This is a genomic window from Terriglobia bacterium (assembly GCA_020072565.1).
Taxonomy (GTDB): domain Bacteria; phylum Acidobacteriota; class UBA6911; order UBA6911; family UBA6911; genus JAFNAG01.
On sequence record JAIQGI010000009.1, the window covers coordinates 17700 to 34346 of the forward strand.

At 59.9% G+C, this 16647-nt stretch carries 11 protein-coding genes and 3 pseudogenes; 2 read left to right on the forward strand and 12 right to left on the reverse strand.

Annotated elements, in window-relative coordinates:
• The first annotated feature begins 381 nt into the window (after positions 1-381).
• On the forward strand, positions 382-663 hold the full coding sequence (locus LAP85_07450) for a carboxymuconolactone decarboxylase family protein (GenBank protein MBZ5496223.1): 282 nt from the start codon (positions 382-384) through the stop codon (positions 661-663).
• A gap of 21 nt (positions 664-684) precedes the next feature.
• On the opposite strand, the gene LAP85_07455 is transcribed toward LAP85_07450, so the two are convergent.
• The 4 genes from LAP85_07455 to LAP85_07470 form a co-directional block, all read right to left on the reverse strand.
• Positions 685-1254 (reverse strand): RNA polymerase sigma factor, encoded by a 570-nt coding sequence (locus LAP85_07455; protein MBZ5496224.1) that lies wholly within the window; start codon positions 1252-1254, stop codon positions 685-687.
• 78 nt (positions 1255-1332) lie between these two features.
• The gene (locus LAP85_07460) at positions 1333-2592 is read right to left on the reverse strand and encodes a cysteine desulfurase (protein ID MBZ5496225.1); all 1260 of its coding nucleotides are present in this window, start codon (positions 2590-2592) and stop codon (positions 1333-1335) included.
• A gap of 9 nt (positions 2593-2601) precedes the next feature.
• Positions 2602-2928: a DUF2892 domain-containing protein gene (locus LAP85_07465; GenBank protein MBZ5496226.1), complete on the reverse strand. Its 327-nt coding sequence runs from the start codon at positions 2926-2928 to the stop codon at positions 2602-2604.
• Between the two features lie 285 nt (positions 2929-3213).
• Positions 3214-4992, reverse strand: coding sequence for an amidase (locus tag LAP85_07470; GenBank protein MBZ5496227.1), 1779 nt, complete (start codon positions 4990-4992; stop codon positions 3214-3216).
• Between the two features lie 729 nt (positions 4993-5721).
• On the opposite strand from LAP85_07470, the pseudogene LAP85_07475 reads away from it, so the two are divergent.
• Positions 5722-7350: pseudogene (locus LAP85_07475) on the forward strand (DUF5597 domain-containing protein).
• A gap of 157 nt (positions 7351-7507) precedes the next feature.
• Here LAP85_07475 and LAP85_07480 read toward each other — a convergent pair.
• The 8 genes and pseudogenes from LAP85_07480 to LAP85_07515 form a co-directional block, all read right to left on the reverse strand.
• The gene (locus LAP85_07480) at positions 7508-8938 is read right to left on the reverse strand and encodes a sulfatase (protein ID MBZ5496228.1); all 1431 of its coding nucleotides are present in this window, start codon (positions 8936-8938) and stop codon (positions 7508-7510) included.
• Between the two features lie 118 nt (positions 8939-9056).
• A complete protein-coding gene (locus LAP85_07485) occupies positions 9057-10523 on the reverse strand; it encodes a sulfatase-like hydrolase/transferase (GenBank protein ID MBZ5496229.1) in 1467 nt (488 codons plus the stop codon).
• Between the two features lie 413 nt (positions 10524-10936).
• Positions 10937-12622, reverse strand: coding sequence for a response regulator (locus LAP85_07490; GenBank protein MBZ5496230.1), 1686 nt, complete (start codon positions 12620-12622; stop codon positions 10937-10939).
• Positions 12609-13040, reverse strand: coding sequence for a response regulator (locus tag LAP85_07495; GenBank protein ID MBZ5496231.1), 432 nt, complete (start codon positions 13038-13040; stop codon positions 12609-12611). Before LAP85_07495 ends, LAP85_07490 begins: the two co-directional genes overlap by 14 nt.
• A complete protein-coding gene (locus LAP85_07500) occupies positions 13037-14098 on the reverse strand; it encodes a hypothetical protein (GenBank protein ID MBZ5496232.1) in 1062 nt (353 codons plus the stop codon). The genes LAP85_07495 and LAP85_07500 overlap by 4 nt, the downstream gene beginning before the upstream one ends.
• The gene (locus tag LAP85_07505) at positions 14095-15405 is read right to left on the reverse strand and encodes a PAS domain-containing protein (GenBank protein MBZ5496233.1); all 1311 of its coding nucleotides are present in this window, start codon (positions 15403-15405) and stop codon (positions 14095-14097) included. Before LAP85_07505 ends, LAP85_07500 begins: the two co-directional genes overlap by 4 nt.
• Before the next feature lie 69 nt (positions 15406-15474).
• Positions 15475-16128 (reverse strand): annotated as a pseudogene (locus tag LAP85_07510) (PAS domain-containing protein).
• Positions 16117-16551 (reverse strand): annotated as a pseudogene (locus LAP85_07515) (PAS domain S-box protein). Before LAP85_07515 ends, LAP85_07510 begins: the two co-directional pseudogenes overlap by 12 nt.
• Positions 16552-16647: the final 96 nt, after the last annotated feature.

A 16647-nucleotide genomic window follows, 5' to 3' on the forward strand; every position in this document is an offset into this window, starting at 1 on the left:
TGAATGGACCTCCGTTCAGGATTAATGGTTATCTGCAAAATTGCGTGCAACAAGGTCATAAACTGCAGACCTCTCCCCAGGCGGTGCCGAAACCGCAGCCTGATCTGGGCCGGTTCCGGCTTGGGAATCGGGAAAGAGGAGCCGTCGGGCGCAAAGAGCCCGTCGGCAGCGAGACAGTGAACATGAGAGTGGAACCGGGTCCGGTCGTCGCCGTAGGATGGCACCGTTGTATCTTAGCCTTTAGGCCGATCGTCTTTATATTGGTGTAGTTCCTGTGGGAATGCACAGCACGATGTCCATTTGAGGAGGACAGGCATGAGTTCAAAACAGGAATGCCAGGAAAATGCTCCTGCCGGATCTTTGCGGCATAGGCGGGGATCAATGCCGGCGGCAGCGACGCCGCAGCCGAGCCTGCACCATCTCATCCCTCTGGCTATCGTGATTGCATGCGGATGCGAGCCGTGCGCGCAGTCCGCCGTGATGCGCGCGGTGAAGCAGGGCACTCCGACAGCAGATGTTGAGCAAACCTTGCGGATCATTGCCTATTTGAAGACGATGGAGTGTTTGATCCGGAATGTCGGCCCGGAGACCGTTGCGCGCATGGAAAAACCTTTGTCGGCTGCGTTTGCGAAGCTTCGCGAGTTTTCGGCTGGTCCGGCCTGATCCATGCCGCCGGGGTGGAAGTTATTTCGGATATCCCATAAGCTCGCCGCGCTCATTGTAGTAGCAGCGGCAGTGAGTACGCAGTTCGTCGTACAGCTTTGCCCGTGCGCGGTGCAGACGCATCTTCACGGTTTCGAGCGGAAGCGAAAGCCGCTCAGATATTTCTTTATCAGGGAGTTCCTCGAACTCGCTGAGCGCATATACATCGAAGTAGTGCCGCGGCAGTTTTTTTACGAAATCGAAGTAACATTGAAACATTTCACTGCGGGCGAGATTTTCTTCGGGAGTGCGCAACCTGGAATCGGGCAGGCGTTCCGCGGTTTCCTCGACCGGCTCCACGACTGGAGACGAGGCGCGGTTACAGGCGGGCGCAGTCATCGGCGCCTTTCTCAGCCGGTCTCTGGCCGTGTTCAGCGCAATTTTGAAAATCCAGGAGGACACCCTCGCTTCGTCCTTCAGGGTTCCCAGGCGGACACCCACTTTTATGAACACCTCCTGCGCGAGGTCTTCCGCTTCCGTATCGCCGACGATCCCTCTCAAATACTTCCGCACTCTTCTGTAGTACTGCGCGTAGAGATCATCATAGTTCATGCCCACCTCCTGAGATCGATGGGACATTGTAACCCGGAATCACGCGGAAACGATGTGCCGGCTCGGGCGCCTCGCTGGTTATAATCCGAAAAGAGCCCGGATGTCCGCTATCACCTCAACGAACCTGTCGACCTCCTCGCGGGTGTTGTACAGCGCCAGTGATGCCCTGGATGCGACCTCAATCCCGAGGCGGCATAACAACGGCTGGCAGCAATGGTGTCCGGTGCGAATGGCGATTCCTTCATGATCCATGATGGTTCCGACATCGTGGGGGTGCACACCGTCGATGACGAACGACAGAATCGCCGCTTTTGAGCGGGCATTGCCCAGGAGGTGCACGCCGCCCACTGCCGCCAGCCGCTTGCCGGCGTACTCGAGCAAACTGTCTTCATAGGCGGCAATGTGATCCAATCCGATTCCCGCCAGGTAATCGATCGCGGTCGCGAGGCCGATGGCCCCCGCGATATGGGGAGTTCCGGCTTCGAATCGCGCCGGGAACGTGTCATATTCGGTTTTATCGAATGTTACGGACCGCATCATGTCGCCGCCGCCCTGGTATGGAGGCATGGTTTCCAGCAGGTTTGCCCTGCCGTACAGGGCGCCGATTCCGGTCGGCCCATACATCTTATGGGCGGAAAAGGCGTAGAAATCAGCGCCCAGGCTCCGGACGTCGACCGGCATATGCCCGACGGCCTGGGCGCCGTCGACCAGCACCGGGACGCCGGCGTCGTGAGCGATTTCAACAATCTCCCTGATCGGATTGATGGTGCCGAGCACGTTGGATACGTGCATGACGCTTACCAGTTTCGTGCGCCGGCCGAGCAGGCGCGCGTATTCGTCGAGAATCAATTCCCCGTTATCCGTGATCGGGATGACGCGCAACACGGCGCCGGTTCGGTTACACAGCATCTGCCATGGAATGATGTTGGCGTGGTGCTCCATGGTCGAAACGATGATCTCGTCCCCCGGGTCCAGATAAGTCCGGCCCCAGGTCTGCGCGACCAGATTGATTGCTTCCGTGGCGCCCCGGACGAATATAATTTCACGCGGATCTTCAGCGTTCACAAACCGCTGCACCCTGGCGCGCGCGGATTCGTACGCCGCCGTGGCGCGCTCACTCAGAAAGTGAATGCCGCGGTGGACATTTGCGTTCTCCTCGGAGTAAAAGCGGGCGACGGCATCGATGACGGCCTGCGGCTTCTGGGTCGTGGCGGCATTGTCGAAATACACCAGCGGCTTCCCGTGTACGGTCCGCCGCAGGATGGGGAAGTCGCCGCGCAGAGCGGCAAACCCGGACTCGATTGGAATCGGCTCGAGCGTTGGCGATACAGAATCCATGATCATGGGCTAGGACTTATCGCCGACGGTGCCGGCGTTGTGAAGCGCACGGCTCGGATCCGTCGTCGACTTGCGCCTCGCCCGCGCGGTTGAAATCCCGAACGGAATGTACAGAGGGCAGATCCCGATGCCCGCCATAACCAGAACGACAATTCCCAGGATGGCCGCCAGCCCGCCGCCACGCCCCCGGCTCATCTGGAACAATCCCACCAAGGCCAGTGCGATGCCTGCGCCAAACCGAACCAGCCGGTCGATGCCGCCCACGTTGCGACGAAAGATCCCACGCCCCGCTGTTTTGCCGTTCGCGCCGCCGCCTTTCTCACTTGCCCCGTTCATATCCCGTCACCTCCCCTGCCACAATTTGAAACCTGCTACCAGTAATGACGGACCCGGTAACCAAAAAGATACAGGTTCGTGAAGATCCGACGGCCTCGGCAATGCTCCCCTGACAAATTCTCAGGAATAGCGGCGCGAGCGGACGAGCTGATATCCGATACGATTGTGATCGGAATCGAATTCGCATCATAACAAAACAGACAGATTCAGTTTACGTCGGTCCGATCCCGTGACCGACGGGCTGGGGAGCGTCTTGCGGCGCAGGGCGCGCCCGGGGATCGGGTTTTACAGCATGGGGTGCTTCAGATGCAAATCGGTGTGCTCCTGCAGCTGATGCGCAACCGACAGGATGACGTCGTCGGCGAACAGGTTGCCGACAATCACGGCACAGATTGGCTGAGGCTTGAGGTCGGGGGGCGGCTGCGCCTGGCCGCCCCGGCGGCCTCCCTGCTGCGGCACCTCGAATTTGTACGGAACCACCACGCACGGGTGCCCAGTCTGAGCGTTGGCCCCGACGTCGGCTTGGGGGCTGCCGATGAACAGATCGAGATCCTTCATGTAGTCAGCCCACTTACTGATCAATATATAGCGCCGCCGCTGACTCTGCACATACTCGAAGGCACGCGTGGTGCGGCCGTTCACGAACCGGGGATTCCAGTCGGCCGGTGCCATCGGATTCGCCGGAGCGCCGCTCCCCACAGCGCCGCCGCGCCCCCCGCCGCCGCCCCGGCCCGTTGGCTCGGGGAGGTTCGCCAGATCCAGGCCGGTCTCCTTCGCCTTGCGCTGCACATATTCATCGAAGGCAGCTGCCCCTTCGGCGCCGAGGGCGCCGCCCCCAATCCCCGCAACTGTCGGCCGGGTGCCGACCTCCCGTGGCTTTGCACCAAGTTCGCGCAACTTGGCCACAAGTTCCTTGGGAGCATCCGGATCCACGCCGATTCTTACCGACGCCAGCGCGATATTGGGATCGAACCGGAACGGCATCATGACGGTCGACGGGTCCTTCTCGTCCACGCCGTGAATCGCATTGAAGACCATCGCGCAGTCTTCAATCGTGCGGCATATCGGTCCCACGCGATCCATGGACCACGCGAGCACCATGGCGCCGAACCGGCTCACCCTGCCGAAGGTCGGACGCAGTGCGCTCGCTCCGCAACGAATCGACGGCGAGACAATGGACCCCTGGGTCTCGGTCCCGATTGAAAACGCCACGCAGCCGGCGACGGTCGCCGATGCCGGGCCGGCGGACGATCCGCTCGATCCCTGCGATGGGTTCCACGGATTGTTTGTGCGTCCCCGGAACCACTGGTCGTTCTGCGCAAACAGCCCGGTCGCGAGCTTCGCGATCAGCACGGCGCCCGCACTGCGCAACCGCACCGCGACCTCGGCGTCCTCGTCGATAATGCGGTTTTCGAAGTCCGCGGCGCCCCATGTCGTCGGTACGCCCTTGATCGAGAAGATGTCCTTCAAGCCGTACGGAAGGCCGTGGAGCGGACCACGGTACCTGCCTGCCTTGATCTCAGCGTCGGCCTTCGCCGCCTCCGCCCGGGCTTGTTCCTCCATGATCGTCACCGCACAAAGAAGCACGGGATTCAGGCGCTTCAGACGGGCGAGATAGATGTCGGTCAGCTGCAGGGACGACACCTTGCGCTCCTTCAGGAGGGCGGCGAGCCTGTAGGCCGGAAGAAACGCGATCTCGTCGGGGGATGTGGGAACCGGTCCGCGCCATGGCCCAATCGTAAACACGGAACGTTCGAACGCCGCGCGCCCCCGGTCCCGAGCGAGCTTCTCCATCATGGCGCCAGTGCCGCCGGGGTACGGCTGAAACTGCAGGGCCGGCGCTTCGCCGTTGCCGAGCGGAACGGGTGGCTGCTGCTGTTGCTGGGCCGGCGCACCTGCCCCTTGTGCGCGCGTCGAATCGATGCCTAGGGTGCCGGCCGCTGTGGCCGCGAGCGACAGGAGCATAAACGTCCGGCGGTCCACCCCGCGGGAAAGGGCCTCATCCGATTCCTCATGTTGCGATTCGCTCTGCTCCTGATCAACGGGGTTATCTGGGATGGTCACGGTTCTCCTCCATATGCCGTCTTTCGGTTCATCGGATCCGGCATCGCCTCATGCATCAGGCGGCCGGATGAAGTCTTTATCCAGGACTTCTCCGACCATTTGCAAGAAAAATCAGACTGTGGTTTGTCAAAATCCCACATGGCTGTATTTTTGTCCCTGCCCACCAGAATTTTCTGGCACATTTGAGTTGTCCCCAACTTCGGATATGCAGACCATAGAAGTGACATGCAGTACAAATCGACTGCTCCAATTGCCAACCACCTTTCCGGTATACGGACTAATCAGGCAAGTGCCCGGAAGCAATTGCGCTGTATCTTCTCGGGATGGCAATGCGTGAGAGTGTGCTGCCGCATCGTTTTGAGCAACGATCGCTCTCACAGGCTGGAGAGACGGCGCAAGTGAACAGATAGCCCCATATCGGAAGCCGGGGATCGCATGCATGGGGACGTGCCTGGGAAAGCAGCCCAAGTCAGACAGCTTATTTCGCCTATCGTGCCGTCCTTCGTTTCTTCCTCTGTTTTTGATGATATTCTGCGCTTGCAGGAGGGACAACAAGGCTGGTGCCAAGATGGTGAAAATCAAAAATCGTTTGTATCTATGTTCAGGCGCTTTGCCCGTACCTGAGCATGCAGTAGAATTTCGCACCATTGGAGAGCGTTTGGGACATCCTTGATTTTATGATGTAGCGAACGAGGTGAAATCATGATCATACTTCGATTCACAAAATCCATGCTGTGTTCGTGCCTCCTGGTTCTGGGTCTGCCCTGCCTGCCGCCCCCGGCTCAGACGAAGAACGGAGGCGCCGCCCTCGACCTTCCCCGTCTGATCAAACACGGTACCGCAATCCAGCTTCTGGTGCACGATAGGCCTTTCCTCCTGATCGCCGGCGAGCTCGGGAATTCCAGTGCATCCAGCCTCGAATACCTGAGGCCGATTTGGCCCAAGCTGGAGTAGATGCATCTCAATGCTGTGCTCGTGCCGGTATATTGGGAACTCCTGGAGCCAGTCGAAGGTAAATTCGATTTCTCACTGGTCGACGGCGCCATTGAATCTGCCAGGAAATACAACCTCAAGCTGGTCCTCCTTTGGTTCGGCACCTGGAAAAACAGCATGTCGTGTTATGCGCCCTATTGGGTGAAGACTGACTGGAAGAGGTTTCCGCGAGCCCGCAACAAAGATGGTCAGGCAATGGAAATCCTTACGCCATTCAGTGAAGAAAACAGGAATGCCGATGGCCGGGCTCTCGCAGCGCTGACGAAACACCTGCAAAGAACCGACGCCAGAGAGCAGACGGTGGTAATGACCCAGGTGGAAAATGAAATCGGCATGATTCCTGATGCACGGGATCACAGTCAGAAGGCGAACGAAGAGTATGCCGGCCTGGTTCCCGAAGAGTTCATGGCTTTCCTCCAGAATAACAAGAATAATCTGGCTCCCGAATTCTCTGAAATATGGCGGCAAAACGGTTATAAGACTTCAGGGACCTGGGAAGATGTATTTGGCAAGGGTCTCCACACGGAAGAGATCTTCATGGCTTGGCATTTCGCCGGATACGCGAACAGTGTCGCCGCGGCGGGGAAGAGGGAGTATGTCCTGCCGATGTATGCGAACGCGGCTCTCATCCGCCCGGGGTACCAGCCCGGCCAGTATCCGAGTGCCGGCCCCCTGCCCCATCTTATCGATGTATGGCGCGCGGCCGCACCAGCCATTGATTTCATCGCTCCGGATATCTATTTCAGGAACTTCTCCGAGTGGTGTGCGAAATTCGACCGTTCCGGGAATCCTCTCTTTATCCCTGAAGCCCAAAACAGCCAGTCACTGGCGAATGCTTTTTTTGCCGTGGCCCAGCATAACGCGCTGGGGTACAGCCCGTTTTCCATCGAGTCGCTCGACGCGGACCGGACGCAACATGTTACAAGCGCGTACGGCGTGCTCCGTCAACTGGCCCCGTTGATCCTCGAGCATCAGGGGAAAGGAACCATGGCAGGCGTGCTGCTGGATGATGCGAACCAGAAGACGCAACTGCAGCTCGGCGATTTTGTGTTCAATTTCGCACATGAGTACAGCTGGAGTTATGCCGTCCGATCTGAAGCGGAGCCCCCCAGGTTCGGCGGCCTGATCATTATGCTTTCCCGGGATGAATTCATCGTTGCCGGTACCGGGCTGATCGTGACTTTTGCGCCACGCTCCGGGGACGCCGTCGTCGGCATTGCCAGCCTGGACGAAGGAGTTTTCGCAGACGGCAAATGGGTCCCAGGCCGCCGGATGAATGGAGACCAAAGCCATCAGGGGAGACATCTGCATCTTCCAGGAAATGCCTTCGGGATTCAGAAGCTCAGGCTATACTGGTACAAATGAGATCGCCATTTTGAATGGCCAAAGAAGGCTGGCGAGAAATGCGAGCCGGACGAGGCTTGTGTCCTGTGTGCGTCAACATAACCCAGAATCAGAGCATCAGCCGGCAGGGTTAGGAGACCCCGCTTTGTCCTGATGACCGCGATGCGTGCCACGGATCTCATGCCGGGCTGTCCCCGACTTGCTTCTGGAGCCTGTCCATTTCCGCTTTCAGCTTCTTTACGATGCCGGAGTACTTGGGGTCGTGGTAAAGGTTATGCATCTCGCGCGGATCTTTCTCCATGTCGAACAGCTCCCAATCGGGTTCGGTGTCCGGCGGGTTCGCGCCCTTCATGCCCAGCGGCTTGCCGTAGTAGTAAATTAACTTCCATCTTTTGGTGCGGATGCCATAGTGCGCCGGCACGTGATGGTCACTGGTATTGTGCATCCAGTAACGATAGTACATCGAAGTGCGCCAGTTTCTCGGCCTGTGTCCTTCGAGGATGGTGCGGAAGCTGCGTCCCTGCATTTCGGGCGGCGGTTTGAGACCTGCGTAGTCGAGAAACGTCTCGGCGAAATCAATGTTGAGAACCATAGCATCGCTCACCGAGCCGGGCCGGATGATGCCAGGGAAACGCACCAGGAACGGCATGCGCAGCGATTCCTCGTACATCAGCCTTTTGTCGAACCATCCATGGTCTCCGAGGAAAAAACCCTGGTCGGAGGTATAGATGACGATCGTGTTTTTTGCCAGACCCTCGCTATCGAGATAATCGAGCAGTCTCCCTACATTGTCATCCACGCTCCGAATGCAGCGCAGGTAATCTTTGATATAGAGCTGATAGGCCCACTTGCGCAGCGCATCCCCGGCAAGGCCGGCCGGCTTTTCTGTTTTCAGGTCGGTCTTGATGTCCATGTCCTCGCCGACCTTCATGGTCACGGCGCCCACGCTTTTCGGCTTTCCCTCGTAGTGATCGTACAGATTATCCGGTTCGGGGATAGTCTGGCCGTCGAATAAATGAGCATACTTCGGACCTGGCTGCCACGGGCGGTGCGGCGCCTTATGATGCGACATCAGGAAAAAGGGTCTCTTTTTGTCACGTTGCTTAAGGAACTCCAGGCTGAGGTCGCCGATGATGTCGGTACAGTATCCGCTGTACTTCTTTCTGCCGTCCTTGGCGATGAAATCAGGATCGTAATACACGCCCTGGCCGGGCAGGATGTTCCAGTAGTCGAATCCCGCCGGGTCGGTGCCCAGGTGCCACTTGCCGATCATCCCCGTCTGGTAACCGGCTGTTTGCAGCTCCTTGGCCACGTTGTCGCGTTTTGGGTCGACCTGATCGTTGAGCGTGTATATCCCGTTCCGGTGGCTGTATTGCCCGGTGAGGATGGCGCCGCGGCTCGGGGTGCAGATGGAATTGGTGCAAAAGCAGTTGGTCATCCGCATGCCGCCACCGGCGATGCGATCGATGTTCGGCGTCCTGTTGATGATGCTGCCATAAGCGGAAATGGCATGCGAGGCATGGTCGTCCGCCATGATGTACAGGATGTTGGGTTGTGCCGAGCCCGCCGTGTGCGCCTGAAGTAACCCGGCAGCCGCGGCGGCGCCCATCATTTCCAGGAACTGTCTGCGGTCGTAATCGGAAGTAGACATTGGCTGCACTCGTTGGCGGTCCAATCGGGATCGGGTGCCGTCCAGCCGGCCGGCTGCGACAAACAGAGCCATCATATCAAACGTTCTTAGCGGGGCGGATCTCCGGTTCTTTTTCTCCCGCCAACACCATCCGGCGCCTCAGCACGGCGCACAAGTCGGTTCTGACCTTGTCATAGCGGGCGTCGAAGACCAGATTATGGTGCTGGGCGGCGTCCGATTTGACATCGAAGAGATACTTTTCCACATACACATCGCGGACTTCCTGGCTGTGATTGCTGTTCTGCAGCTCAACCGCAAAAGTCCAGTTCGCCGTCCGGATCGCCCGTCCCACTCCAGCTCCGCTGATCTGAACGAACACTTCCTGCTGCCAATCGTGGGTGGTACCGGCCGCCAAGTCCTGCAAGGCGCGGCCGCGCATCGTTGGCGGGGCTGTGAGGCCGGCAGCCGACAGGATCGTCGGCGGCAGGTCGATCAGGCTCACAAGCTCGTTAATCGTTTTGCCGCCCGTGAAGTTGGGACCGGAGACGATCAGAGGAATGCGGATCGAATTGTCATGGCAGGAGCGCTTGTACTCCCCCTCGTGAGTGCGAAAGTGGCAGGCGTGATCGCTGGTATAGACAGTCAAGGTATCGTCAGCGACGCCCATGAGCTTCAATTGGTCGAGGAGGCGGCCCAGGTTGGAGTCCAGGCTGTTACAGCATCCGAGATAATCGGGCAACTCCTCACGCCAGTCGCCTGGCATGGGGCCGTTCAGCAAGTCCGCTGGCACGCGGTAGTTTTTGAATTGCTCTCGCGAACCGCGAGGCCCCTCAAAGTGTTTGTGGTCGTTCTGGTGGTGCGGCTCGAGATAGGAGAGGAACAGGAAGAAGGGCTGGCTGCGGCCGCGCGTGCGCAGATATTCGATCGCGTAATCGGTGAGGCAGTCAACGCGGTACCGGCCGGGCGGGAAGTCCACACGCTGCATCTTGCCGTCGAACATGCACCCGTCATAGGCGTGCGAGGAAGTCTCCAGAATGTTGGATGCGAGCCAGTACTGGTAGCCTCCCTGATACTGGGGTGGGACGGCATTCGCTTTGCCGTCCCCCGTGTCGTTGCTCGGCGGGCCCAGGTGCCATTTGCCGATGTAAGCGGTTTGGTAGCCCGCGTCGCCCAGCCAGTGGGCGAGCGTCTTTTCGTTCGGGTCCAGGGGAATGTCATTACGGATGCAGCCTGTCTCCGAGGCCCAGCGCCCCGTTTGTAGTATCGACCGAGCGGGTCCGCACAGCGGCTGCGGCGTGAATGCGCGCTGAAGGCGCACGCCTCTTTGTGCCATCTGATCCAGGTTGGGAGTCAGCCCGGGAAACAGCGGCGCGCCGTAGCAGTCGACGGTGTCCCATCGCTGCTGATCGCTGAGGACGAAGAGGATGTTGGGCCGTCGTCTGCCGGCAGCTCTGGCGTGGGCAGACTCGGGAAGCACTGCACTTGCAGCCAGGCCTGCTGTCCCGGCAACCGCGGCGCCAAGGAACGTCCTGCGATCGATTCGACTGTATCTGATAGCTGCCATGATCCTCCAGGATTATTTGCAGGTCGTGGAGTGGGCCGCGTTTCCAAATGTCTGGCGGCGCCTGGAGCCTCCAACCCATCCTGAATTTCGTGGCACCACTCTATTGCGAATCCCTTGGGAAAAGCAAGCCGCAGGGAGGCAAAGGACGTGCGAACTATCAGCAAGACCCATTTCGCAAGCAGGCCTTGGCGTCTTCGTGTCTTGGCGTCCTGGCGGCTCAAAGAGCTGATACCAGGACGCCAAGCCGCCAAGACATCATGGAGATGGCCGTCTTCATGTGTGGCAGGGTCTCGCGTGACGAGATGGAGGAGTGATCAGGAATTCTGCCCACAACACTTATTGAACTCGAAACTATGCTCTTTCATCAGACCAAGCCCGTGCGTGACACGGTCAAACGTGGGCTTACCTCCCTTTTATTGAGTGCCCTTGTGCTTGCCGAGTGGGGCCAGGAGGGTAACCCGGACGCCGTGCCCCGGCGCAGTTTCGATCTGCACCGAGCCACCCAGATGAGTGAGCCGTTGCTGAATGCTGAAGAGGCCAAAGGTGGGGGTCTTTTTGCTGCGCGCCTTGAGCAGGGACGGGTCAAAGCCTTTGCCGGCGTCGGCCACGGTGATCTTGATTCTCTTATCTGGCGTGTGCTCGACGGTCACCGCGGCTTGCGACTGGCCGGAATGCTTGATTGCGTTGAGCAGCAATTCTCGCACGCACTCAAACAGCAGCAGGCGGACCTCCTCTTCGGCCGGTTCGGTGCCATTGTCAGATTCCACCTCGACCCGGAAGTGGCTCTGCTCCCGCACATGGTCTGCAAGCCACTCGAGGCCGGCGATCAAACCCACCTCGTGAAGCACCGGCGGGCTCAGCTCGACTGCCAGCGATCGGGAGGCTTCAATGGCTTCCGCGAGGATCGACTCGATCGCCTGCGTGAGAGGAGCCCCCCGCCCACCTGGGGTAGCCTCCAGCTTGAGAGCCCCTAGGTGCATCTGGGCCGCCACCAGCAACTGCTGAATATGGTCGTGAAGGACCTTCGCAAGCCGTTTCCGCTCCTGCTGTTCGACACGGCTGAGATCGGCTGCCAGGGCGCGCAGCTTTTCGGCTTGATCCTGCACCTCCGCGGTACGCTCAGTGACACGGTGCTCCAAGGTCTCGTTTAACGCGCGGAGCTGATTCTCGCGGTCGCGGAGGGCCTCTTCGGCTTGCTTGCGTTCCGCGATCTCTGCGGCAAGACGGGCATTTCTGGCTTCGATCTCCTCCGTGCGTTGCCTGACCAGTTCCTCCAGGTGCTCACGGTAGCGGCGGAGTTCCGCTTCAGCACGCTCACGTTCGGTGATATCGATGCCCATCGCCAGTGTGAGCGTGGCGCCATCCGAGTCGGTGAAGGGGAAGTGAAAGATGTGGTAGTTGCGACCGTCCACTCCCGTCGCCTCCCACTCCAGAGGTGTTGAGGCCTTCTGGACCTGTTTCATTTCGCACACCCGGCACGGCCGGTCACGGCGCGCCAGGAATTCGAAGCAGCGTTTTCCGTTGAATTCTCCGAAACGTTCCCGGAAGAGGCGGTTGGCAAAGAGCACGCTGTAATCCGGCGCCACCAGCATCACTCCGGCGGGCAACAACTCCAACACGTCATGGAACCGCCGGCGCTCGGCTTTCAGCGCCTCCTCGGCGCGCCGTCGTTCCGTGTTCCGATCACGGCGAACTTGCGCCTCGCGCAGTTCGCGCTCCACCGCCGGGATGAGCCGCTTGGGGTGATCTTTCATGACGTAGTCGTGGGCGCCGGCCTTCATGGCTTCGACGGCCGCATCTTCTCCAATGCGTCCCGACACGATGATAAAGGGCAGGTCGAGGCCCTTTTCCCTGAGGATGTCCAAGGCGGCCAAGCCGCTGAAGCGGGGCATGAAATAGTCGGCCAGCACCAGGTCCCACGGCCCCTGTTCCAGGGCAGTGCGCATCTCCTCCGGCGTATCCACTCGCTGATGGGTGATCACGTAGCCGGCCCGCCTCAAAGTCTGGACCAGAAGCACCGCGTCGTCGGCCGAATCCTCGACGATAAGGAGGCGGAGCGGAATAGCCCTGGCAGAGAGGCGCTCGTCAGGCTGGTTCATTGAGCACCATCCAGTAAAGACCTAATTGCTGTACGGCTTCGACGAACTGGTGGAAGTCGACCGGCTTTCGCACATAACTGTTGGTGCCGAGCCGGTAGCTCTCAACGCGATCCTTATCCTCGAGCGAGGAGGTCAGGACGACCACAGGCAGCAGCTTGGTGCGCTCATTGGACCGGATGCGCCTCAGAACCTCCAGCCCGTCCATTCTCGGCATCTTCAGATCGAGAAGGATCACCTCCGGCATGATGTTCAGGTCCCGACCGGCGTGTTTCCCGGTGCCGAACAGAAAATCGATCGCCTCAACGCCGTCCCAGGCGACCTGCACTTCATTGGCAAGCCGGCTGCGCTCAAACGCCTTCAACGTCAGTTTCACATCATCGGGATTGTCTTCGACGAGCAGAATCAATGTGGATTTCATTTCTCCTCCTCCGGCGGCCGGGGTATGGCAAAGTGCGCCGTCGTCCCATGACCCGTCGCTCCTTCGATCCAGACCCGGCCACCGTGGCGTTCGATGATTCGTTTGACGGTGGCAAGTCCGATGCCGGTCCCGGGAAATTCGTCCAACTTGTGCAGGCGCTGAAAGGGCTGGAACAATTTGCCGGCATAGGTCATATCAAGGCCGGCGCCGTTGTCCCTGATGAAACAGGCGATTTCCTCGCTGCTTGGTTCGGCTCCGAATTCGATTCTGGCCGCCTCACGGTTCCGGGTGAATTTCCAGGCATTATCCAGGAGATTTTCGAGCACAACCATCAGCAGGCGCTCGTCGCCAAAGACGGTGATGCCTGGGGCCACCACGGCTTCCACCGACCTTTCGGGCTGGGTGAGCCGGAGCCGGTCGAGGATCTTTTGCGCGATCCCGCTCAGGTTCACGCGGCCGCGTTCCATCGAGGCGCGCGACAACTGTGACAGTTTGAGCAGATCGTCGATAAGTCCGCCCATGCGTCCGGCCGCGGCCGCAATCCGTCGCAGGTAATCCTGCCCTTCGTCATCGAGTTTCTCGGAATAGTCCGCCAGCAGCAACTGGCTGAAGCCGGCGACGCTCCGCAGCGGTGCACGCAGGTCGTGGGACACGGAGTAGCTGAACGCCTCGATCTCGCGATTCGCCGCCTCGGTCGCCTCGTTGGCCTGCCGGAGGGATTCGAACGAGGCGCGCATTTCGCGGTTGGCCGCCTCCGCCTTGGACCGCTCGACGTCGAAGTCCTCGAGCAGGTTCAGCATCGCTCGTTGGGTCGCCTCGGCCATCGCTTTTTCTTCTGCAGAATCCTCGAGGATGTTGAGGAGGGCACGATGGGTCTCTTCCAGCCGCTCCTTTTCCCGGGCCGAATCCTCGAGAATGTTGAAGACAGCGCGCTGAGTCCTCTCGAGCCGCGCCTTCTCCTCGGCGAAATCCTCCTGAACAATGGAAGTAGCCTTCGAGAAGTCCTCGGCGTCGATCTCCGGCAGTGCCGGAGGGATCGGCCTGGAAGCGGAACTCATAGGTCGGTCCTCTCCGGCGGTTTGGGGTTGCGGAGGAGATCGACCTCGGCTTTCAGTTCCGCGATCTCCTTCTTCAGTTCGATCATCTTGAGTTCGCGCCCGACGGTCAGTTTCTGGAATCGTTCCAGTTCCGCCAGTCGCTCCAGTTCGCGAGCCCGTTGTTCTTCGCGCGCCCTCTGCTCGGCGACTTTCGCCTCGGCTTCCATCTGCGCGGTCACATCGCGCGCCGCCGCGAAAACACCGAGAACATTGCCGCGCGCGTCCCGATAGACTGAGGCGTTATAAAGCACGTACGTGAGGCGCCCCTCCTTGTGGCGGATGGTCAGGGGATAGTCGGTCACGAATCCTTTCGAGAAGACCTGTTCATACCCTCGGCGGGCATTTTCCGGTTCGGTGAAGTAGTCGGAGAAGTCCGTGCCGATGAGGAGTTCGCGCGCCATGCCCGTCACCTTGATGGTCGCTTCATTGACGTCGGTGATTTTTCCCTCCGGACTGATAGTGACCAGCGGGTCGAGGCTGGCCTCGATCAAACTGCGGGCATACTGCGCCACTTGCCGCTGGGCGGTGACGTCGCGCGCCGCAGCGAAGACGCCCAGCACATTGCCCCTCAGATCCCGGTAGACCGAGGCGTTGTAGAGCACGTCCAGGAGCCGGCCGTCCTTGTGCCGGATGGTCAGGGGATAGTCGGTCACAAATCCCTTCTCAAAGACCTGGAGGTAACCCTCTCTGGCCTTTTCCGGCTCTGTGAAGTAGTTCGAGAAATCCGTGCCGATGAGTTGCTCGCGGGTCATGCCGGTGACCTTGATCGTGGCCTCATTGACGTCGGTTATCTTTCCTTCGGCGGAAATGGTGACCAAAGGGTCGAGGCTCGCCTCGATCAGACTCCGCGCATACTGGGAGGCGTAGCGCAGCTTCTCCTCGGCCAGTTTTTTCTCGGCGATGTCCGTGCTCATCAGCAGATAGCCGATCGGACGTCCGGAGGCGTCGTTGCGGCGCGTGATCACCACGCTGGCCGCGAAACGGGAGCCGTCCTTGCGAACCCGCTGGAACTCGGCCTCCGCGAGCCCCTTTTCGTAGGCCTCCGCCAGCAGTCGGTCGACGGCCCCGGACCGGATGTCCTCGGGCGCGTGCAGCAGGCTGGAGTCTTTGCCGATGATCTCTTCCTGGGTATACCCGTAGTTCAGCCGTGCACCCTGGTTCCACGAGAGGATGCGATGGTCGAGGTCCTTGCCGATGATAGAGTATTTGGTGGAACTCTCTAAAATGTTATCGAGGAAGTTCTTCGTCTCCGCGAACTCACGCATCATGCGCTTGGATTCGGTCACATCGCGCGCGGCAGCGAATACACCCTGGACATTGCCGCCGGGATCGCGGTAGACGGAGGCGTTGTACAACACGTCCACCAACTGGCCGTTCTTGTGCCGGATGGTCAGGGGATAGTCGGTGACGAATCCCTTCTCGAAAACCTGCCGGTATCCTTCTCTGGCCTTCTCCGGCTCTGTGAAGTAGTCCGAGAAGTCGGCGCCGATGAGCTGCTCACGGGTCATGCCGGTGACCTTGATCGTCGCCTCATTGACGTCAGTGATCTTGCCTTCAGGGCTGATGGTGACCAGCGGATCCAGACTGGCTTCAATCAGGCTGCGGGCGTACTGAGAAGCCTGCCGCTGCTGGGTCACGTCTCGCGCGGCGGCGAACACCCCCAGCACCTTGCCGCTGAGATCCCGGTAGAGCGAGGCGTTGTAAAGGACGTCCGTCAGCCGGCCATCACGGTGACGGATGGTCAGGGGGTAGTCGGTCACGGCGCCTTGGGAGAAGACCCGCCGGTACCCGGCACGGGCCTTTTCGGGTTTGGTGAAATAGTCGGAGAAATCGGCGCCGATCAGTTGCTCGCGCGGCGTGCCGGTGACCTTGATGGTCGCTTCATTGACGTCGGTGATCTTGCCTTCCGGGCTGATCGTAACCAGCGGGTCGAGACTCGCCTCGATCAAGCTGCGAGCGTACTGGGACGTGGCGAGCACCTGTTGCTCGATCCGCTTGCGCTCCGAGATGTCCCTGGCAATGGAGGAAACCCCGATGAGCCGGCCGGCAGTGTCACGGATGGGGGAAACGGTGACGGAGACATGGACGAGGGCGCCGTTTTTGCGCCTTCGAAGCGTCTCGTAGTGCTCGACACGCTGGCCGTTGCGTATACGCTGGAGGATCTCCTGGATCTCGCCGTCCCGCTCCGGCGGTGACAGGATCGCCATGCTTTGGCCGATCATTTCTCCGGCGGTATATCCATACATCAATTGCGCGGCTCGGTTCCAACTTGTAATAACGCCATCCATCGTCTTGCCGATGATGGCGTCATCCGAGGATTCCACAATGGATGCCAGCAGCGACGAGCGCCCCGGGTCTGCCGAGGCAGGAAGCGTGTTGCGATCTTGCGTCTGTCTGCGCCTGGGTGTCCGCATGACAATGCCTCCTCCTGATCTGACAACAATGGCAGATCCCCGGTTCCTCTTCAGCCTGGCCTACGGTTTGAGCGGCGGCCTGTCTCCCATATCCCG